Genomic DNA, 20,673 nt, shown 5'->3' on the forward strand with positions numbered 1-20,673 from the left:
ATCGACCTCATGAGCCGCCGAGTCACCCAGGAAACCACCACCAACTGGCGCGACACCTAACCCCGAACCAAACGGACACCAGCGAACCAAACGCTCACTTAGGGAGCAGCACGGTCACAGCTCCCCGCGGTAGCCGGGTCAGGGACACGCCCGTAGGCGCGGAAGCAGCCGCGATCAAGGTCCTTCTCGCCCTCCCGACAAGGGCCATCCCTGTGTGTGCAAGGAACAGCCAGTCGCCCCGCTTGGAGCGGGCCGTCCGGCCTGCTCCCGCGCAGCGCGGCCAGCAGCGGACCGTAGTCGGCAGCAAAAGTGGAGGCAGGATCGGTGACCAGCCCATACCTGTCGCACGTGCTTTGATCAGGCAAAACGTCACTCGGCAGCACGGCCAGGCACCACGTAGCACGAACGCTCACGGTCTCGTAATGCGCAGGTCGTCGGTTCGAATCCGACAGGGGGCTCCGGCAAAAGCACCGGACAGACGTTGTCTGGCCTGGGCTTTTGCGATGTTCCCAAGAGGGCCGTGCCCGTACGCGCCTCCGTTGTGGACCTGGTGGCCTCTCGCCCGGGGCCGGGCGGGTCACCACGAGCCGCCGCCACCGCCGCCCGCCCCGTCGCCCACCGAGGACCCTCCGCCGCCGAAGTCCGACGAGGCCGACGACGAGGAGCCGGACGACGAACTCGGTACGGACACCGGCGTGGTGTTCGAGGCGATCGCGTCGATCACGACCAAGGCAAGGAGCGGCGTGAGCAGTGACGGGCCTCGCTGGGGCCGGGCCGGGACGGTGGTCGACTTCGCCACCGCGGCCGACCAGCGGTCGGCCTCGCCGAGCGCGACCGCCCAGCGGGTGTAGAGGTCGAGGACACCCGCCGCGGCGGCCTCCTCGACCTGTCGGGACCCGGCCCCGGCGAGATACCGGCGGAAGCCCTCCACCCGCAGCCACAGGGCGTTGCCCCGCGGCGTCCGGAGGTACAGTTCCTCGGATGCCCCGGTCAGCATGAGACCGGCACCCGCGAGGGCGGCGACGGCCGGCAGCAGCACCGTCCAGAAGCCGTACGGCCGGCCCGCGCCCACCCCACCGACGACGACGCCGATGACACCGGCCAGCAGGGCGACCGGGGCGGCGGCGGCCACCTTGCTGCCGATCGAGGCCGAGCGCAGGTCCCGCAGCCCGCGCATCCAGGTGCCGAGTCCGGCGTCGATCCGCTTCCAGCCCTGGGTGAAGGACCGGTCGTAGGAGCGGCCCAGGGTGATCCGGTCGCGGCCGGCGAAGATGTGGTCCAGCGTCTCCCGCACCTCACGGTCGGCGCGCGGGGCGTCCGCACGGGCGGGGCGGACGAGGACGGGGTGGGGACCGTCTTCCTCCAGGACGACGTGGCCGTCCTGCACGGCGGTCAGCAGCCAGGCCGTCCGGTAGTGCGAGTCGGCCCCGCCGAGGAGGAATCCGCCCTGGGCCGGGGTGAGTTCCCCGGGCGGGGCGGATACCTCGGGGACGAGGGAGGGAAGCCGGGTGATGTCGAGGCGGCGGGCCGGTGCGGCCGGGTCCGTGCCAAGACCGACCGGATCGTCCCGGTGAACCTTCTCGCGTCCGGCCAGCCGCTGCGCCCCCTCGGCGACCAGTCCGCCCAGCAGGACGCACCCGGCCACCAGGAGCAGCACGTCGAGCAGTCCGGGGCGGCCGGTGGACCGCACCGCGCCGGTGGGTTCGGCGGGCGGGGCCGGCGCGACGGCGAGGGCGGCACCGGTGTCCGCCGCGACGGTGATCCCGCGGTGGGCGGCCAGGGCGCCGAGCCCGTAAGTGAGCCGGCCCGGTTCCGGTCGGTCGGTCGCGCAGACGGTGCGAGAGCCCGCACGGCCGCGGACGCAGCTGGGGTCGTGCAGCGCGTAGGGGGCGGTCACCTGGATCTCGACGTCCCTCAGTTCGACGTACCAGCCGGTGCCGACGGCGTTCCAGGCGAGTCGTCCGTCGTGCGCGACGTCGGGCAGTCGGTAGACGATCCGGTAGCGGTGGAGTCCGCCGACCGTGCTGTCAGGGTCGCCGATCCGTATCCGGGTCTCGTCGTCGTCCCCGCCATAGGGCTCGATCTCGTACGGGACCGGCTCGCCGTCCATGGTGACGTCCACCTCCGACGCCTGTGCCTCGGGGTCCAGGCCGGGGACGTCCCGGTAGATGCCGTGACGGGATTCGGTGCCGAAGTCGTAGTCGACGACCTCGGTGATCCGTGCGGAGCCGTCCTTCGCCAGCTCGGCGCTGACCCAGAGCCGGTTGACGGTCTCGGGAGCGACGAGCGCGGCGGCGAAGACGGCCAGCCCGCCCAGGAAGGATGCGAGGACGATCAGCAGGCCCACCCGCCAGCGGCGTCTGCGGCGCACCTCGTCCACTTCGGTCACGGCTGTGCTCACTGGCTCCCCATGTCGTCCCCAGCCCCGGCCCCCGGCGCGCTGCGGGCAGGCTACTCCTCTGCTTACGGAACACGCTCTTGCTGGTCCGGTAGCAGGTCTCGGACCGAGCTGGTCTCTGTCTCGTCTGGTCCGGTCCGGTGCGCTTGCTGTCTCAGCTGGGCGGATCAGTGAGCGGTGTGTAGCGTGAAGGCGTAGGTCACCGATGTGGCGTGAGGGGCGGAAAGGGCAGTCGGGCAGGTCCGGGCCGGTAGTCCAGCGACGACATCATCGGTCAGCGGTGGTTCGTCAGGACCATGAGGGCGGGCACGGCCGACTCGCTGCCACCAGCGACCACAGAGTCGTCATCGATCATCAGGACCTCACCCATCCCGCAAGGCATCGGCCGGGCGCCAGTCACTCGTCATCCAGGCTCCACCACCCTGGCTGGAAACGAGGCCGTTCGACTGCCCGTACTGTCGTACAGGGCCGAAAGGCACCCGTCAGCAGTGGGAGTCCCTTGGGACTTGCCTGGGACTTCCGGCCCCACCAAGCGGCACGACCGTGAAACAGCCGAAAGGGCATTCGCGCGGCTCGGCGACCACAGACCACTCATCGCGGCAGGTCACCGCGTCCCCTGGTCTCTTCCGGGGCACCTGACTGCAGTAGAACCGCCTGCAGGGGATGCAGGTCGGCGACAATCACCTACCGTGCCCGCTAGACCAGCCGGCTCCACTTCCTTGCCGCAGGTCGCGGCCGTCTTTTCCGGGGAGTATCTGGGGAGTATCCACGCCGCCGGGGAGCGCGTGGGGAGGATCGATCGCACAAGACGACCCGGCCGTGAAAGACGCCGAAAGACAGAAACTCGCAGGTCAACATTGGATTGCGGTGCATCACCGCAGGTCCCCGTCCCTCCCCCGGCAACTTCACCACGTAGGTCCCGAGGTCGTCGGCCTCGACGAGGGCGGGGACGGAGCCGCCGGTGGTGAGGGGTTCGACGTAGCGGGTGGCGGTGACGTGTCTCAGCATTTCGGCAGCCGACCTGTCCCCTCGGCCTCACGTTCCACGGCCACCTCCTCGACTGCTCGCCGAGCCGGATCGCCCGGGACCGGCCGTGGGAGAATCCGGGGAGTTCGGATCGGCATGCCGTCTCCCGTCCTCCCCGGCAGTGCGTCGATGGCCGCGTGTCCCTTGCTTCCGGCCTCTGGCATGAAGTGTGCATAGTAACCGAGGGTGACCGCCGGTGAAGAGTGCTCCGGGCGGTGGACCACCGTCGGGACGGTCTCCCCCGTCTCCAGCATGATCGAGGCGAAGGTGTGCCGCAGCACGTGGCAGCCGTCCTGCGGGGCCGCCGCCGCCCGCCGCCCGTGGTCGCCGTCATCCTGTCGGCGGCGTCCCGTCGGCGGCGTCCTGTCGCCGTCGTCCCGTCCCCGTCGCCCCGTCGGCGGCGTCCCCACGCCGGACTCCCGTCGTTTTCTGTGACCGGCGCGACCGGAAGCGGGCCCCGTCACCGACCGCTCGCCGAGGAAGTCAGCGGGTCAGCGCGATGACATGGTCGCGCACGACGGACGCCACGGCCTCGCAGTGGTCGGTCAGGTAGAAGTGACCGCCGCTGAAGCCGCGCACGTCGAACCGCGCCGACGTCCGGGCGGCCCAGTGACGCATCTCGGCCGGGGACGCCACCGGATCGCTGTCGCCGGCCAGGGCGAGCACGGGACAGGGGAGCCGCGGCCCCTCGGTGTGCCGGTAGGTCTCCACGGCTCGGTAGTCGGCGCGCAGGACCGGCAGGAACAGGGCGCGCATGTCAGGGCTTTCGAACACGCGCATGTCCGTCCCGCCCAGCCTCTCGATCTCGGCCAGGAGGCCGTCGTGGTCCCGCAGGTGCACCTCGTGCCGTTGTCCGTCACCGGGTGCGCGACGGCCGGAGACGACGAGGGTGACGGGAGGGCTGCCGGCCTCGGTCAGCCGTCTGGCCACCTCGTAGGCGACCACGGCGCCCATGCTGTGTCCGAACAGGGACAGCGCCCGGTGGGACCACGGCTCCAGCGCCTCCACACTGTCTTCGACCAATCGTTCGACGGTGTGGGCGAGCGGCTCCGTCCTGCGGTTCTGCCGCCCTGGGTACTGGACCGCCAGGACGTCGATGTCAGGGCTCAGCGCGGTGGAGAACGGCCGGTAGTAACTCGCGGCGCCACCGGCGTGCGGAAAGCACACCAAGACCGCTTCCGCGTCAGGGGACGGATGGAACCTCTGTATCCCCTTGCCAGTGACGCGTCCGGTGGGGCTCACCATGGTTGCTCCTCGGAGGTGGGTTCATAGCGGCGGAAACGGCGGAAACGGCGGGACCCCGCCCGGGAGCGATCCCCGGGATCGCTCCCGGGGATGAGTCCGGGGAGCGATCCCCGGCGGTGAGCCCCCGGCCGCGCCCTCTCACCCCCGCACAGGCATGCGGCGGACGGGACGGCGCCGGCGGTGGGCCGGTCCGCGACGGGCTCGCCTGTTCCGTGAATTCGACGGACGTAACCGTCAGGACGGGTTATGGGTTATGGGGGGGCGTCGGTCCGGCCGGACGGACAGCGTCGGCCGGCCCGGAATGGTCGATGTCACCGGCGCGGCCGGCGGTTTTCGGGGCCTGGCGCGGGGACCGGATCATTGTTCACTCGCCCCCGCTGATCTGTCCAGTTGCCCGGGGGCCGGGACATCACCTCGTGAACGACGGGTGAAGGAAATGGGTGAAGAACTCGACACGAGGCCGGTAACGGGGTGATACCCGCCGTCCTGGAATGCCGGACGCACCGTCCGGACGCTACCCGCGTAGCCGGCTCGGCGCGGCGGTGGCGGCGGGGCCCCTGGCCCGCGCGGACCCGATCCGAACCAGGTCAGGGGGTGAGTTACACCACTCAACAGTGCGGCATGAGCCTCTTGCTGACGTCCCGACAGCATGTTTAACGTGATCACGCACGCCGTTCGCACTCAAAACCTGTGGTTGCCGTCCGTTCGTTCCCGGGGGTCCCGAGAACCCGCTCGGTCGGCAAGGCACCCGAAGGAGGAAACCCACCCTTCGGGCGCTGCCTCGATGTAACGCATCGTTCCATCGAAACCGCAGCTCTCCTCGCGGCACGGCAATGAGGCTGTGTGCGTGTGAATTCGTGTCCATTCCCCGGGCGACATCGCCGCATGTACACGGAAACTACACGCGAACCCGCCCTCTTCTCGTCCCCCGTCTCTTTTCCCAGCTGGAATTCCACGACCACTTCCGTGCCCCGTCGCGCTGGACACCCCTCCCCACATCGTGGGTGACCAGTGCGCCTCAGCAGATCTCGTCACTGCCGCTAGATGGGAACAGCGCAATGAGTGTCTCCCCGCAACCCCCCACCCCCCGTGTCGACATCGCGGTCATCGGAGTGTCGTGCCGGCTGCCCGGTGCCGCTGACCCCCATGCCTTCTGGCGCCTGCTCAGCGCCGGTGAGACCGCTGTCACCGAGGTCCCCGACGAGCGGTGGGACACGTCGTCGCTCCACGGCCCCGACTCCGGCCCTGACTCCGGCTCCGCCCGTGCGGGGCGGACCGCTTCGCGCTGGGGCGGTTTCCTGGAGGACGTCGGCCACTTCGACGCGGAATTCTTCGGCATCTCCCCCCGTGAGGCCGCTGCCATGGACCCGCAGCAGCGGCTCATGCTCGAACTCGGCTGGGAGGCCCTGGAGAACGCCGGTGTGGTGCCCGGCACGCTGCGCGGAGCGCCCGTCGGCGTCTTCGCCGGCGCGATCGGCACCGACTACGCGGCGCTCAGCCGGCAGCGGGGCCTGGAGGGCATCGACCACCACACCGTGGTCGGTCTGAGCCGCGGCCTCATCGCGAACCGCGTGTCGTACGCGCTGGGACTGCGGGGCCCCAGCTTCGTCGTGGACTCCGCCCAGTCCTCCTCGCTCGTCGCCGTGCACCTGGCCTGCGAGAGCCTGCGGTCGGGTGAGTCGGAACTGGCGCTGGCCGGCGGCGTGCACCTGAACGTCGACCCCGGCAGCACGGTCGCCGCCTCGATGTTCGGCGGACTGTCGCCCGACGGGCGCTGTCACACCTTCGACGAGCGGGCCAACGGCTACGTCCGGGGCGAGGGCGGCGGCCTCGTCGTCCTGAAGCCGCTGCACAGGGCGCTGGCCGACGGCGACACGGTGTACTGCGTGATCCGCGGCAGCGCGGTGAACAACGACGGGGCGAGCGACGGCCTCACCACCCCCGACGCCTCGGCGCAGGAGTCCGTCCTGCGGACGGCGTACGAGCGGGCGGGCGTCGAGCCGAGCAGGGTGCAGTACGTCGAGCTGCACGGCACCGGCACCAGGGTCGGTGACCCGGTCGAGGCCGCCGCGCTGGGCGCGGTGACCGGCCCCGGCCGGGCCGGCGACGCGCCGCTCGCCGTGGGGTCGGCCAAGACGAACGTCGGCCACCTGGAGGGCGCCGCGGGGATCACCGGCCTGCTCAAGGCGGTCCTGGCGATCCGGTACGGCCAGCTTCCGCCCAGTCTGAACTTCGAGCGGCCCAACCCCCGCATCCCCTTCGCGGAGCTGGGGCTGCGCGTGCAGACGGAGCTCTCCGACTGGGGCCGCCCGGCCCACGAGCGGCTGGCCGGCGTGAGCTCCTTCGGCATGGGCGGGGCCAACTGCCACGTCGTCCTGGCCGGTGCGCCCCGGACGCCGGACGCCGCCCCGGCAAGGACGCCCGCCGCGCCTGCGGGCGCCGGCGGGGCGCCGGTGCCCTACGTGCTCAGCGCCAGGAGCGCGGCGGCCGTGCGCGGCCAGGCCGAGCGGCTGCACGCGTTCCTGGCACGGCGGCCCGACGCCGACCCCGCCGGCGCCGCCGCCACGCTGCTCGCGTCCCGCACGCTCTTCGACCACCGGGCCGTCGTGCTGGCTCCGGACCGGGACGCGCTGCGGGCGAGTCTCGACCGAATCGCGCGCGGTGTCCCCGGTGAGGGGGCCGTCGTGGGACACGCGGACTCCTCGCGTGACACCCGCACGGTCTTCGTCTTCCCCGGACAGGGCGCCCAGTGGGCGGGCATGGGCAGGGAACTCCTGGCCTCCTCCCCCGTGTTCGCCGACCGCATGGCCCACTGCGACCGGGCGCTCGGCGCCCACGTGGACTGGTCGTTGACCGAAGTGCTGGCCAACGGGGAGGAGCTGGAGCGGGTCGACGTCGTCCAGCCCGTCTCGTGGGCCGTCATGGTGTCCCTGGCGGCCATGTGGGAGGCGGCGGGGGTGTCGCCCGACGCCGTGGTCGGCCACTCCCAGGGGGAGATCGCGGCCGCCGTCGTCGCCGGCGCGCTGTCCCTGGAGGACGCCGCCAAGGTGGTGGTGCTGCGCAGCAGGCTGATCGCCGACCGGCTGGCGGGGAAGGGAGCCATGACGTCGGTCGGCCTGCCGGCCGACGAGGTGCGGGCGCGGATCCGGTCCCACCCGGGGGTCTCGGTGGCCGTGGTCAACGGCCCCGGCTCGACCGTGCTCTCCGGCGATCCGGAGGTTCTCCAGGGCCTGGAGGCCGCGTGGGAGCGGGCCGGTGTCAAGGTCCGGCGCATCGCCGTGGACTACGCCTCGCACAGCCCGCAGGTCGACCCCCTCCGGGACGACCTCCTCGACGCCCTGGCCGGCATCGCACCGGCCGCCGGGCGGGTGCCCCTGATGTCGACGGTGGAGTGCGCCTGGCTGGACGGTGACACCCTGGACGCCGGGTACTGGGCGCGCAACCTGCGGGAACCGGTGCGTTTCAGTGCCGCGGTCCGGGAACTGCTGGCCGCGGGGTACACGGACTTCGTCGAGTGCAGTCCGCACCCCGTCCTGACGGCGGCCGTCTGCGACATCGCCGACGAAGCGGCGGCGGCGGGGGTCTTCACGACCGGTTCGCTGCGGCGCGACGACGGGGGGCTGGAGCGGTTCCTCACCTGCCTGGCGGAGCTGTACGTGCGCGGCGCTCCCGTCCGCTGGGCGGAGTTCCTCCCCGCCGGCGTCGAGCCGCTGCCGGCGCACGAGCTCCCGACGTACGCGTTCCAGCGGCGGCGGCACTGGACGGCCGCCGGGCCCGCGCGCCCGGACGGTCCCGCGCCGGCCGCCGCCGCGCCGCGGGAGCCGGACGCCGGGCCGGAGCGGCGGGCGGTCCACGGGCCGGCCCCCGCGCTCGACCTCGTCCGCGCGCAGACCGCCCTGGTCCTGCGCGCCGATCCGGCGGACGTCCGGATCGACCGGTCCTTCAAGGACCAGGGTTTCGACTCGGTCATGGCCGTGGAGCTGCGCAACCGGCTCAGCGCCGCCACCGAACTCGCGCTGCCGTCCGGCGTCGTCTTCGACCACCCCACCCCCGCGCGTCTGGCCGGGGAGCTGGACGCCCTGCGCGGCGCGGGCGGCGCGTCCGCGGCGGTGGCCGAGGCCGCGGGGGTCTCGCGGGAGCCGGCCGGGGACGACCCCGTCGTCATCGTCGGCATGAGCTGCCGGTTCCCCGGGGGCGTCGGGTCTCCGCAGGACCTGTGGCGGCTGGTGCACGACGCGCAGGAGGCCCTGGGCGACCGTCCCGCCGACCGCCACTGGGACGTGCTGGATCCCCTCGCCGGGGACGCGGCCGGGGAGGAGCACTCCCACCGGGGCGGCTTCCTCTACGACGCGGCCGGGTTCGACGCCGAGTTCTTCGGCATCGCACCGCGCGAGGCGCTCGCGATGGACCCCCAGCAGCGGCTGCTGCTGGAGGCGTCGTGGGAGGCGCTGGAGGCGGCCGGCATCGTGCCGGACACCCTCCGGGGCAGCCGGACGGGGGTCTTCGCCGGAGCCATGGCGGGCGATTACGGGACGCCTCTTCACGAGGGTCCGGACCAGGTCGCCGGGCACCTCCTGACCGGTCTGGCGACCAGCGTGGTGTCGGGCCGGGTGGCGTACTGCCTCGGGCTCGAAGGGCCCGCCCTCACGGTGGACACGGCGTGCTCGTCGTCCCTCGTGGCGCTCCACCTCGCCGCCGGCGCGCTGCGCCGGGGCGAGTGCTCCCTCGCGCTGGCCGCCGGCGTCACGGTGATGAGCACGCCGGGGATGTTCACCGAGTTCGGACGTCAGCGGGCACTGGCCGCGGACGGCCGCTGCAAGGCGTTCTCGGACGCGGCGGACGGCACCGGGTGGGCGGAGGGCGTCGGTGTCCTGGTGGTGGAGAGGCTGTCCGACGCCCGGCGCAACGGTCACCGCGTCCTGGCGGTGCTGCGGGGGTCGGCGGTCAACCAGGACGGCGCGTCCAACGGCCTGACCGCGCCGAACGGCCCCGCGCAGCAGCGGGTGATCCGGCAGGCGCTGGCCGACGCCGGCCTGTCGGCGGCCGAGGTCGACGCGGTCGAGGCGCACGGCACCGGCACCGCGCTGGGCGACCCGATCGAGGCGCAGGCGCTGCTGGCGACCTACGGGCGGGACCGCGACGCCGAGCGCCCCCTGTGGCTCGGTTCCCTGAAGTCGAACATCGGGCACACCCAGGCCGCGGCGGGTGTCGCCGGCGTGATCAAGATGGTCATGGCCCTGCGCCACGGCGTACTGCCCCAGACGCTGCACGTGCGGGAGCCGTCGCGGAAGGTCGACTGGAGCGCGGGCGCCGTCGCGCTGCTCACCCGGGCACAACCCTGGCCCGAGGGCGAGCGGGTGCGGCGCGCGGCCGTCTCCTCCTTCGGCATCAGCGGAACGAACGCCCACGTCATCATCGAGCAGGCGCCCTCGGACGGGCCGGCCGGCGACCGGCCAAAGCGGCCCTCCGCAAAGGTGGCGACGGTCCTTCCGTGGGTGATCAGCGGAAAGTCCCCGGCCGCCGTGGCGGCCCAGGCCGGACGGTTGCGCTCCTTCGTCGCGGAGCGGCCCGCGCTGCGGCCGGCGGACGTCGCGTACTCACTGGCCACGGCGCGCACCGCCTTCCCGCACCGCGCCGTCGTGGCCGGCCGCGACCACGAGGAGCTGCTGTCCGCGCTGGCGGCCCTGGCGGACGGCCGCGGCGCTCCGGGCGTGGGCAGGGGGCACGCCGAGCCGGCGGGCGGACTGGCCTTCATGTTCACCGGCCAGGGCGCCCAGCGCCTGGGCATGGGCCGGGAACTGCACGCCGCGCACCCGGTGTTCGCCGCCGCGTTCGACGCCGTGGCGGACGAGCTGGACCGGCACCTGGACCGTCCGCTGCGCGAGGTCGTCTGGGGCACGGACGAGGAACTGCTGGACCGCACGGTCCACACCCAGGCGGCGCTGTTCGCCGTCGAGGTGGCGCTGTACCGGCTGCTGGAGGACTGGGGAGTCCGGCCGGACTACGTCACCGGCCACTCGATCGGGGAACTGACGGCCGCGCACGTCTGCGGCGTGCTGTCCCTGGCGGACGCGGCGCTGCTGGTCGCCGAGCGCGGCCGGCTGATGCAGGAGCTGCCCGCGGCCGGGGCCATGGTCGCCGTCCAGGCCCGCGAGGACGAGGTGCTGGGGCAGCTCACCGACCGGGTGAGCGTCGCGGCCGTCAACGGCCCGGAGTCGGTCGTCCTGTCCGGTGACGAGGAAGCCGTACTGGCGCTCGCCGCCGAGTGGGCGCGACGCGGCCGCAGGACGCGCAGGCTGGCGGTCAGCCACGCGTTCCACTCGCCCCTGATGGAACCCATGCTGAAACGTTTCCTCAGCGTCACGGAAAGCCTCACCTACGCCGCCCCGGACATCCCCCTCGTCTCCAACCTCACCGGCCGCGAGGCGTCCGCGGAGGAACTGGGCGCCGCCGGGCACTGGGTCACGCACGTACGGGACACGGTCCGCTTCGCCGACGGCGTCCGCCACCTCAGGCAGCGGGGCGTCACCCGCTTCCTGGAGATCGGCCCGGACGGCGTGCTGAGCGCGATGGCACAGGGCTGCCTGGACGACACCGACCAGCTGATCCTGCCGGTGCTGCGCAAGGACCGGCCCGAGCCGACGGCACTGGCCCTGGCGATCGGGCAGCTGCACGCGTCGGGCACGGAGATCGACTGGGCCGCCTGCTTCTCGGGCACGGACGCCCGCGTGGTGGACCTGCCGACGTACGCGTTCCAGCACGAGCGGTACTGGCTGGAACCGCCCGCCCGGAAGCCGGACATCGCGTCCGCCGGCCTGGTCCCGGTGGAACACCCGCTGCTGGCGGCGGCCGTGCGGCTGGACGACGGGGCGGTGCTCACCGGCCGGCTGAGCACCCGGCGCCTGCCCTGGCTCGCCGACCACCGGGTGGGCGGCGCCCTCGTGGTGCCGGGCACGGCCCTGCTGGAGACGGCGGCACGGGCCGCCGGACAGACCGGCCACGGCGGGGTGACGGAGCTGCTGCTGCACACTCCGCTGGTCATCGCCGACGGCGGGGCGGCCGACGTGCAGGTGAGGATCGAGGCGACGGACACCCCCGGTGTCCTCGCGCTCCGCCTGCTCGCCCGGTGCGCCGGTGGCGACGAGTGGACCACGCACGCCACGGGGACGCTGGGCGGGGAGCCGGCCGCCGCGGCGCTCGACGTCCGGCCCCCGGCCGCGTGGCCCCCGGCGGGCGCCGTGGCGCTGGACGTCGAGCGCTGTTACGACGAGCTGGCGGCACGCGGCCTCGTCTACGGTCCGGCCTTCCGCGGCCTGCGGGCGGTCTGGAGCCACGACGGCGAGCTGTTCGCCGAGGTGCGGCTGCCGGACGCCGGCGCGGCGCGGAGCGACGCGTACCTGCTGCACCCCGCGCTGCTGGACGCGGTGCTGCACCCGCTCGCCGCGGGCGAGCTGCTGCCCGACACGCGGGGCGCGCGGCTGCCGTTCGCCTGGTCCGCCGTACGCCACCACGCCCACGGGGCCTCGGCGCTGCGGGTGCGGATGCGCCGGGAAGGGCCCGACACGGTCCGCCTGACGGCCTGGGACACCCAGGGCGGCCCCGTCGCCGAGGCCGCTGTGGTGCTGCGGCCGGTGGCGGCGGCCGAGCTGCGGCCGGCGCTGTCCGCCGGCCGCGAGGAGCCGCTGTACCGGATGGTGTGGGAGCCGCTGGGGGCCGAGGCCGCGGACGGCGGGCGGGCTCCGTCGGCGCGGCGGTACCTCGTGGTCGGCTCCCCCGCCGCCGAGGCGGTGCACGACCACCTGGCCGGCGCCGCCGCGGTGGTCGACCGCGTCGGCGACGCGGCGGGTACGGCACCCGAGCGGGTGCGCGCCGGGCTGGCCGCGGTGCTGGAGCGGATCCAGGCGTGGCTCGCCGCGCCGCGGCACGAGGACGAGCACCTGGTGGTGATCACCCGGCAGGCCTGCCCGGCCGGTCCCGACGCGGTGGCCGATCCGCTGCACGCGGCCGTCTGGGGGCTGGTGCGCACGGTGCAGACCGAGCACCCCGGACAGGTGCGGCTCATCGACGTGGACGGGACGCGGGACGTGCCCGAGGGGCTCTCCGCGGCCGTGGAGGCCGCGGCACCGCAGCTCGCGGTGCGGGGCGGCGAGCTGTTCGTCCCGCGCCTGGAGCACGTCGGGGCCCCGGCCGGCGAGCCGTCGGCCGCCGCCCCGGGCGGTGCGGCCGCGTCGCGGCTCGCGAACGCCTCGGTGCTGGTGACCGGAGCGGGAGGCGTGGTGGGCTCGGCGCTCACCCGTCATGTCGTGGCCACCCGAGGGGTCGGCCACGTCGTCCTCGTGAGCCGGCGCGGCCCGGCGGGACCGGGCGTGCGCGAACTCGCCGACGACCTCCGGGAGCTGGGGGCCACGGTCACCGTCGCCGCCTGTGACGCGGCCGACCCCGCGCAGGTCGCCGCGGTGCTGGCGGACATCCCCGGCACCCACCCGCTGCGGGGGGTCATCCACGCCGCGGGGACGCTGGCGGACGCCGTCGTCGACACGCTGACCCCCGACCGGCTGCACGCCGTGCTCGGCGCCAAGGTGGACGCGGTGCACGTGCTCGACGCGGCCACCCGGGACCTGGGGCTGGACTGGTTCGTGGCCTGCTCGTCCGTGGCCGGCTGGTGGGGGACGGCCGGACAGGCGAACTACGCGGCGGCCAACGCCTGCGTGGACGCGCTGATCGAGAACCGGCACCGCGCGGGCCACCCCGCGCTGTCGCTCGCCTGGGGACTGTGGGAGGAACGGAGCGAACTCTCCGGGCACCTGAGCGACGTGGACATCCGCAGGATGGCGCGGGTGGGGATCGAGCCGCTCTCCACGGCGGACGCGCTGCGGGCGTTCGACCGTGCGCTGGCGCGGCCGGAACCGGTCCTCGCGCCGGTCCGGCTGGGCACGGCCGGCCTGCCAAACGCCGTCCCGGGCTCCTTGCCGCCCTTCCTCGCGACGCCCGCCCCCGGTGCGCGCGTCCCGGCCGGCGCGCGGGCGGGACAGCCGCGGCCGGCCGGGACGCTCCCCGCTCCGGCCGGCCCGCCGGCCACGGCGCTGCCGCCCGCGGGAGAACAGCGGCGGCAGGCCCTGGCGGACCTGGTGCGCACCGGCACCGCCACCGTCCTCGGACGGCAGGACCTGCGCGAGGACCAGCTGGAGGCGGCGTTCTCGGAGCTGGGCGTGGACTCGCTGATGGCGCTCGAACTGCGCGACTTCCTGAACCGCGCCACGGGCCTCCAGCTGCCGCCCACCCTCCTGTTCGACCAGCCCACCCTCCCGGCGCTGACGGACCACCTCGTACAGGCCCTCGGCACGGCGCAGGAGCCGGCCACGGCGCAGGAGCCGGCCACGGCCCCGGCGCCGCGGACCACGGCCGCCCCGGCCGTGGCGGACGACCCGATCGTCATCGTGGGCATGGCGTGCCGTTACCCCGGAGGCGTCGCGTCCCCCGACGACCTCTGGGACCTGGTGGCGAGCGGCTCCGACGGCGTGACGCCGTTCCCCACGGACCGCGGCTGGGACTTCGAGAGCCTGTTCGCCGACGATCCGGACCTGCCGGGCACCAGCCACACGCGGACCGGCGGCTTCCTGCACGACGCCGCGATGTTCGACGCCAAGTTCTTCGGCGTCTCCCCGCGCGAGGCCCTCGCCACCGACCCGCAGCAGCGGCTGCTGCTGGAGACCTCCTGGGAGGCGCTGGAGCACGCGGGCATCAACCCGCAGACGCTCAAGGGCTCACCGACCGGCGTGTTCGCCGGCGTCATGTACCACGACTACGGCTCCCGCCTCCACGAGACCCCGGACGGCATGGAGGGCTACCTGATCAACGGCAGCCTGGGCAGCGTGGCGTCGGGCCGGGTCTCCTACGTCATGGGGTTCGAGGGTCCGGCGGTGACGGTGGACACCGCGTGCTCGTCCTCCCTGGTCGCGCTGCACCTGGCGAGTCAGGCACTGCGGCGCGACGAGTGCTCGCTGGCCCTCGTGGGCGGGGTGACCGTGATGTCCACCCCCAGCACGTTCATCGACTTCAGCCGGCAGCGCGGCCTCGCCCCGGACGGGCGCTGCAAGGCCTTCTCGTCCGACGCGAACGGCACCGGATGGGCCGAGGGCGTGGGTGTGCTCGTCGTCGAGCGGCTGTCGCAGGCCCGGCGCAACGGCCACCGGGTGATGGCCGTCGTACGCGGCTCCGCGGTGAACCAGGACGGTTCCTCCAACGGTCTGACCGCCCCGAGCGGTCCCGCCCAGCAGCGCGTCATCCGGCAGGCCCTCGCCGACGCGTCGCTGTCCCCCCAGGACATCGACGTGGTCGAGGCGCACGGCACGGGCACCCCCCTGGGCGACCCGATCGAGGCCCAGGCGCTCCTGGCCACGTACGGGCACGACCGCGAACGGCCCCTGTGGCTGGGCACCCTGAAGTCCAACATCGGACACAGCCAGGCGGCCGCCGGGGTGGGCGGCATCATCAAGACGGTCATGGCGATGCACCACGGCGTCATGCCGCGGACGCTGCACGTGGGCGAGCCCACGCGGCACGTCGACTGGGGCTCCGGGGCGGTCCGGCTGCTGACCGAGGAGCGGACGTGGCCGGCGGAGCACGGCCCGCGGCGGGCGGCCGTCTCCTCCTTCGGCATCAGCGGCACGAACGCCCACGTGATCCTGGAGCAGCCCACGGACCCCGCCCCGGCGGCCCCCGCCCCCGAGCGGCCCGCGACGAGCGTGCTCCCGTGGGTGCTCAGCGGTACGACCCGGGGCGCCCTCACGGCCCAGGCGGCCCGTCTGCTCGACTTCGTCGACAAACGGAGCGAGGCGGACGACCACGCGGTCGCCACGGCGCTGGCCTCGGGGCGCGCGGTCCTCAGGCACCGCGCCGTCGTGCTCGGCGCCGATCACGGGGAGCTCGTCGGCGCGCTGTCCGCCGCCGCGCGGGGGGAACGGCACCCGCACGCCGTTCTCGCCGACGACACCCGCAAGGCGGGGAAGACCGCGTTCCTGTTCTCCGGGCAGGGAAGCCAGCGGCCGGCGATGGGCCGCGGGCTGTACCGGGCGTTCCCCGCGTACGCCGAGGCGTTCGACGAGGTGAGCGCGGCCCTGGAGGTCCATCTGGACCGCCGGCCGGCGGACGTCGTCCTCGCGGACGCCGACGACCCCGAGGCGGCCGAGGTGCTGAACCGCACCGAGTACGCGCAGCCGTGCCTGTTCGCCCTGCAGGTAGCCCTGTTCCGGCTGCTCACCTCCTGGGGGGTGCGTCCGGCGTACCTGGCCGGCCACTCCGTCGGCGAGATCGCCGCGGCGCACGTGGCCGGCGTCCTGTCGCTGCCGGACGCGGCCGCGCTGGTCACGGCGCGCGGCCGGTTGATGCAGCGGCTGCCCGACGGCGGTGCCATGGTCGCGGTCCAGGCTCCGGAGGACGAGGTCAGGGCGCTGCTGGCGGGTCATGACGCCGTCGGTGTCGCGGCGGTCAACGGGCCCGCCGCCACCGTCGTGTCGGGCGACGGCGGGCAGGTCGCGGACATCGTCGGACAGCTGGAGCGGCGCGGCCGCAGGACCCGCGCGCTGCGCGTGAGCCACGCGTTCCACTCGCCGCTCATGGAGCCCGTGCTCGACGACTTCCGCGCCGTCGTGTCCCGGATCGGCTTCGGCGTGCCGCGGGTCCCGCTGGTCTCCACCCTCACCGGCGCACAGGCCACGGCCGGCGACTTCACCTCGGCCGAGTACTGGGTGACGCACGTGCGCGAATCCGTCAGGTTCCACGACGGCGTGCGTGCCCTGGAGGAAGCGGGGGCGCGGACGTTCGTGGAACTGGGGCCGGACGGAACGCTGTCCGCCCTGGCCGCGGGGTGCCTGCGGGAGCCGTCCGCGGCCACGCTGGTCCCGCTGCTGCGCAAGGACCGGCCGGAGGACAGGGCGCTGCTGGAGGCGGCGGCCCGGCTGTTCGTGCAGGGCGCCCCCGTGCGGTGGGAGTCGGTGCTCGGTGCGGCGGACGGGGCCCGGCCGCCGCTGCGGCTGCCCACCTACGCCTTCCAGCGGGAGCGCTACTGGCTCGACCCCGCCCCCGCTCCCGCCGCCCGCCGCGCCGCGGAGCCGTCCGGCGAGCCGGGACACCCGCTGCTGGGCACGGCGATCCGTCTCGCGGGCGGCGCGGTGGCCCTGACCGGGCGGCTGTCCACCGCGGACGTGACGTGGCTGGCGGACCACCAGGTGGGCGACACCGTCGTCGCGCCGAGCACCGCGATCCTGGAGATGCTGGCGGCGGCCGGGCAGCGGGCCGGTGCCCCGCGGGTCGCCGAACTCGTCCTGCGCGCGCCGATGGTGGTCCCCGCAAAGGACGACCTGGAGGTCCAGCTGTTCGTGTCACCGCCCGACGGCCGGGGACTGCGCGACGTGAGCGTGCACTCCAGGCCCGCCGCGGCCGGGGACGACGTGCCGTGGACCGACAACGCGACGGCCCGGCTGGCCCGTCAGCCGGCCGGGGCGGACCCGCAGGCCGGCCCGATGCCGGCCTGGCCACCCGGCGGGACGGACCGCCTCGACCTGGAGTCGGCGCTCGCCGGCCTCGAAGTGCGGGGCCTTCGCTACGGACCCGCCTTCCGGGGCGCCGGCGCCGTCTGGGGCCGGGACGGGGAGGTCTTCGCGGAGATCGGACTGCCGGAGCACGTGGCGCGCGAGGCGGGGGCGTATCTGACGCACCCGGCCCTGCTCGACGCGGCGCTCCATCCGCTGACGGTGCCGGGAGCGCTGCCGGACGCCGCCGGGCTGCGGCTGCCGTTCTCCTGGACCGGTGTGGAGATCCACCGGCACGGTGCCGCGCGCCTGCGCGTCCGGCTGGCACGGACCGGTGACGACACCGTGGCGCTCACCGCGTGGGACCCGGACGGCCGGCTGGTGCTGACGGCCGACGGGCTGACCCTGCGGGTGATGGGGCCAAACGAGCTCGGAGCCCTGCGGAGCACGCCTCAGCAGTGCCTCCACGAGGTGCGGTGGACGCCCGTACCGGCCACCGCGACCGCGACCGCGGCTGCGGCCGGCGGTCCGGCGTACCGGTACCTCGTGCTGACCGGGGACACCGGGACGGACGCGGTGGCCGCCCGTATGGCGCGGGGCGGCGGGGACGTGCGCTTCCTGAGGTGCCTCGACGGTGACGCCCCGGATCCCGCACGGGTGCGCGCCGCGCTCTTCGCCGTCCTGGCGGACGTGCAGGCGTGGCTGGCCGGGGAGCGGGACCCCGGGGAGCGCCTGGTCGTCGTCACGCGGGACGCGGTCGTGACGGACGGGCGGTCCGGGGGCCCGGACCCCGCGCAGGCGGCGGTCTGGGGCATGCTGCGCACGGCGCAGACCGAGCACCCCGGACGGCTGCTGCTGGCCGACGTCGACGCGGACCCCGCGTCGGTCGACGGGCTCGCGGCCCTCCTGTCGGACGGTGAACCGCAGATCGCCGTCCGGGCCGGGACGGCGCACGCCCCCCGCCTGGTCACGGTGGCAGGCGCTGCCGCGCCGGCGGCGGACGGCGCCGGCGCGCAGGGCTCCGCAGCCTGGGCGAATTCCTCCCTGCTGGTGACGGGGGCGGGCGGCGTGGTGGGCTCGGCCCTCGCGCGGCACGCGGTCCGCACGCACGGCGTGGGCCACGTGGTCCTGCTCAGCCGGCGCGGCGAGCGGGCCCCCGGCATGGTGGAACTGGCGGACGAGCTGCGCGCGCTGGGCGCCACGGCCTCGGTCGAGGCGTGCGACGTCAGCGACCGCGACCAGCTCGCGGACGTCCTGGCGCGTGTACCGGCCGACCGTCCGCTGCGCGGTGTCCTGCACGCGGCCGGCACGACCCGGGACGGCACCTTCCGCGGGCTGACGCGGGAGGGGCTGGAGCAGTTGCTGCCGGCGAAGGTGGACGCCGTGCACCACCTCGACGAGCTCACCCGGCACCTCCCGCTGGACTGGTTCGTCGTGTGCTCGTCGGCCGCGGGCTGGTGGGGCAGCGCCGGGCAGGCGAACTACGCGGCGAGCAACGCGTGCGTCGACGCCATGGTGGGGCGACGCCGTGCGGCGGGACACGCGGGACTGTCCCTGGCCTGGGGGCTGTGGGCGGAGCGCAGCGAGCTGAGCGGACACCTGGACAGCGGTGACCTGCGCCGGCTCGCCCGGCTCGGCATCGCCCCCCTCGCCACCGCCGACGCGCTGGCGGCCTTCGACACGGCGCTGGGAGCGGACAACCCCGTACTGCTGCCGCTGCGGCTGGACACCCGGGACCTGTCCGACACCGAGGCGGCGCCCCTCACGCCCCTGCTGCGCGATCACCTGCGTCCGTCGTCGGACGCGGCGAAGCCGTCGGGCCACGCGGAGGCCGTGAGGTCGCTGGGACAGCTGCTGGCCCCCCTGGACGAGGACGGGCGGGCGAAGCTGCTGGAGTCGGTGGTGGCCCAGGAGGTCGCGGCGGTCCTCGGGTTCGGCAGCACGGAGGACGTCGAGGCGGACCGTGACTTCTTCGAGATCGGGTTCGACTCGCTGACCGCCCTCGAACTCAGGAACCGCGTCGAGAAGCTGGCGGGACAGCCCCTCCCGGCCACCGCGGTCTTCGACCACCCCACCCCGGACGCGCTGGCCCGGTACCTGCACACGCAGATCACCGTGCCGGCCGGGGAGCGGGAGCCCGCGCCCTCGGCGGACGTCGTCGAGCGCGGGTACGAGGCCCCGGCGGCGTCCGGAGCGGTGCTCCCCCTGGAGGGGCGGACCGTCCTGCTGACGGGGGCCACCGGAGCGCTGGGGCGGCTGTTCGCGACGGCGCTGGCCGAGGCCGGGGCGAACCTCGTGGTCACCGGACGCGACACGGACCGGCTCGACCGGCTCGCGCGGGAGCTGCGGGAGCTGCGGGAGCTGCGGGAGCTGCGGGAACGGCGGGCCGAGGTCCTCGCGCTGCCGGCGGACCTGGGTGACCGCGACGCGATGCCGCGGCTGCTGGCGGCGGTCGGGGAGCGGTTCGAGGCGGTCGACGTCCTGGTGAACAACGCGGGGGTGACCGGTCCGGCCGGCCCGCTGTGGGAGACGGACGACGACGCGTGGTGGCACGCCATGGAGGTCAACCTCCGCGGCAGCGCCCGAGCTTGCCGGGCCGTGCTGCCGGGCATGGTCGAGCGGCGCGGCGGCCGCGTCGTCAACATCGTCAGCTCGGCGGGCAAGCACCGGTGGCCCCTCGTCTCCGGGTACTCCGTGTCGAAGGCGGCACTGATCAAACTGGGTGAGAACCTGGCGCCCGAGCTGGAGGGGACGGGAGTGACGGTGTTCAGCTACCACCCCGGCCTCGTCGACCTCGGCATCACCCAGCGGCAGATCGAGGGCGGGGTGACCGGGGAGCGGTGGAGCGACGAGGTCAGGGAGTGGCTGCTGGCCCAGCGCGAGGGCCGGCGGCTCGTCGACCCCCGCCGCTCGGCGGAGATGCTTGTCCGCCTGGCCGCGGGTGAGGCGGATCCGCTGTCCGGCCGCTACCTCACCGTGGAGGACGACATCGCCTCGCTGCTGAGGACCCGGCGCTCGGAGAGGTGCCCGGCGGGGTCCCGTCCGCGGCCCGGGTCACCGCACCCGGCCGGTGAGGACGGCGGTGCGGTACCGGCCGGAGCCGGGGGTACCGGCCGGCGTGATCTCGATCCGGCCGTTCTCGGCCGCCTCGGGGAACACGCGGGCCGTCTCCGACTTCCGCGACGCGCCCGGCAACAGGTGCGTGTCCGGTACGCCGTCGAAGCCCGCGTCCGTGCCGAGGACCTCCTCGGCGCCGTCCGGGCGGGACGGGCTGACCATGCCCAGGTCGATCGCGCACGTGGAGCCGTTTTGCGGGGTGACGGAGAAGGCCAGGCAGGCCTTGCCGGACGGGGGCGTATTCGCCGGAGGTGCCCCGGTCACGCCGGGGAGCGACGCTCACCGCCGGAAATGACCACATGAAAATACACCCGTGAAAACACTGTCCAACAGTTTTCACGAGTTGACTTGCGCTGT

General features: G+C 74.5%; 3 protein-coding genes and 1 pseudogene. 1 reads left to right on the plus strand and 3 read right to left on the minus strand.

Annotation, left to right across the window (positions count from 1 at the left end; all coding sequences use genetic code 11):
- Positions 1 to 577 precede the first annotated feature (577 nt).
- The 3 genes and pseudogenes from ACY1JF_RS19345 to ACY1JF_RS19355 all read right to left on the minus strand — a co-directional run bounded on the left by ACY1JF_RS19345 (position 578) and on the right by ACY1JF_RS19355 (position 4,591).
- Positions 578 to 2,389, minus strand: coding sequence for a DUF2207 domain-containing protein (locus ACY1JF_RS19345; RefSeq protein ID WP_462706403.1), 1,812 nt, complete (start codon positions 2,387 to 2,389; stop codon positions 578 to 580).
- Between the two features lie 891 nt (positions 2,390 to 3,280).
- Positions 3,281 to 3,406: pseudogene (locus tag ACY1JF_RS19350) on the minus strand (HipA family kinase); the annotation flags it as partial.
- Positions 3,407 to 3,907: 501 nt separating this feature from the next.
- Positions 3,908 to 4,591, minus strand: coding sequence for a thioesterase II family protein (locus tag ACY1JF_RS19355; protein WP_462706404.1), 684 nt, complete (start codon positions 4,589 to 4,591; stop codon positions 3,908 to 3,910).
- Positions 4,592 to 5,727: 1,136 nt separating this feature from the next.
- On the opposite strand from ACY1JF_RS19355, the gene ACY1JF_RS19360 reads away from it, so the two are divergent.
- A complete protein-coding gene (locus tag ACY1JF_RS19360) occupies positions 5,728 to 20,619 on the plus strand; it encodes an SDR family NAD(P)-dependent oxidoreductase (RefSeq protein WP_462706405.1) in 14,892 nt (4,963 codons plus the stop codon).
- Positions 20,620 to 20,673: the final 54 nt, after the last annotated feature.

It is taken from the genome of Streptomyces sp. SYSU D01066-1 (assembly GCF_054956795.1).